The 1,901-nt window shown below is 41.2% G+C and carries 1 protein-coding gene; it reads left to right on the top strand.

What is annotated here, in order from left to right; genetic code table 11:
• On the top strand, window positions 1-1,901 hold a 1,901-nt coding region (locus ACTHPI_RS09245), incomplete at both ends, for a mucin-binding protein (protein WP_445353847.1).

The raw sequence follows: 1,901 nt of genomic DNA, 5'->3' as shown, positions 1-1,901 counted from the left end.
CAAAGGCTATACTCCAGATCACACTAATGTAAGCTTTAACAAGCCTGTTGCTGGTCAAAACCAAATAATTAATGTTATCTACACTCCTCAAGCTCCAGATATACAACATGCAAGTTTGAAGATCGTTGATAAGACTGCTAACAAGACTTTGATCGATGGTTTGACAGCTGATGGCAACAGCGGCACTCAGATCTCCTTCCCAAGTGAGAAGAGTTTAGTAGATACCTTTATCAATGCTGGATATAAGTTTGATAGTGCTGTGAATGATGCCGACAATAGCTCAATTGGCGATACTCAAGATAGCATCAAGTTCCCAGTATTTGATAATGATGCTTCAAAGAGCCAAGACTTCACTATTTACTTAGTTCATGATACAACTCCAGTAGATCCAGACCATCCAGGTGCAGGATATGCCAAGAGCGACCTTGATAAGACAGTTACTCGTACGATCAACTACCTTGATGAACAAGGAAACAAGATCGCAGATTCTAAGACAGAAACTGTTGAATTCAAGGGTAGCGGTATCGTTGACAAGGTAACTAACAAGTTCGTCAAGTCAGCTGATGATCTAACTCCGCTTGAAGACCAATCAAAGGGCATTACTTGGACTAAGACAGTTGATGGCAAGACTACTGATGGCAACAGTTATGAATTTGCTTCAACTCAAGAGCGTCCAAACATTGAATTCAATAGTAATGACTACATCTTTAACCATGTAGATAAGAAGGAATATGATGGCGGCAGCGGTAGCGTTAAGAAGTATGAAGTATCAGCTCCAGATAATGCAAATGATTTAACAGTTAATGTTATCTACAGCTTGAAGCCAGCTGATACTACTTACCACTATGCATCTACTCCAGAAGAAAAGACTGTCACTAGAACGATCAACTACTATGACAAGCAAACTGGAGAAAAGATCCCAGCAGACTTGATCAAGGACAATCCAACTACTCAAACTGCTAAGATCACTCGTCAAGTAGTTTTAGACAACAATAACAAGGTAGTTGGTCACGGAACTATTTCTGAAGATGGCAAGACATTTACTCCAAGTGATGATTGGACAACTGATGACAAGTCATGGGCAGAAGTTAAGTCTCCTGATCTATCAAGTCATGGTTACACAGCTCCTGATAAAGAAAAGGTCGATCACGAAACAGTTGACGGCAATACTAAGGATCAAACAATCAATGTTTACTATGACCATACTTATGTTCCAGTAACTCCAGATGATCCTAAGAAGCCAACTGATCCAGTCAACCCAGATGACCCAGAAGGTCCTAAGTATCCAGATGGTTTGACTAAAGAAGACCTTGAAAAGACTGTAACTCGTAACATCCACTATGTAGGTGTAAATGATGATGGCACAACTACTGCAGTAAATGGTGCTCCAGATGGCAAGAGTGACTATACTCAAAGTGTAACTTTCACTAAGCATGCGATCGTTGATAAGGTAACTGGCAAGATCGTAGGGTACGACACTGATAACGATGGCAAGGCAGATACTCAAGATGCAAGTCGTGCTTGGATGCCAAACAGCGCAAGCTTTGACCAAGTTGATTCACAAACTCCAGCCAGTGTTCAAGACAAGGACGGCAAGAAGTTTGACAGTGTAGATATGCCAACAGTTTCATCAACTAGTGTCTTGCCAGACAGCAAGTTCCAAGACATTACTGTAACTTACCGTCATACACCACAAACACCAGTAACTACTTATAAGGCAACTGATGAAACCAAAGATGTAACTCGTACCATCACTTACAAAGACAGTGTGACTGGTCAAGATATCCCAAGCAGTTTGGCTAAGCCACAGACTCAAAAGGTAACTCTTCACCGTGATCGTATCACTGATAATAACGGCAACTTTGTAGGCTACGGAAAAGTGAGTGCAGATGGCAAGACTT

It is taken from the genome of Lactobacillus sp. PSON (assembly GCF_052615405.1).
The sequence above is the reverse complement of the archived record's forward strand: the minus strand, read 5'-3'. Positions and strand labels throughout refer to the sequence as shown.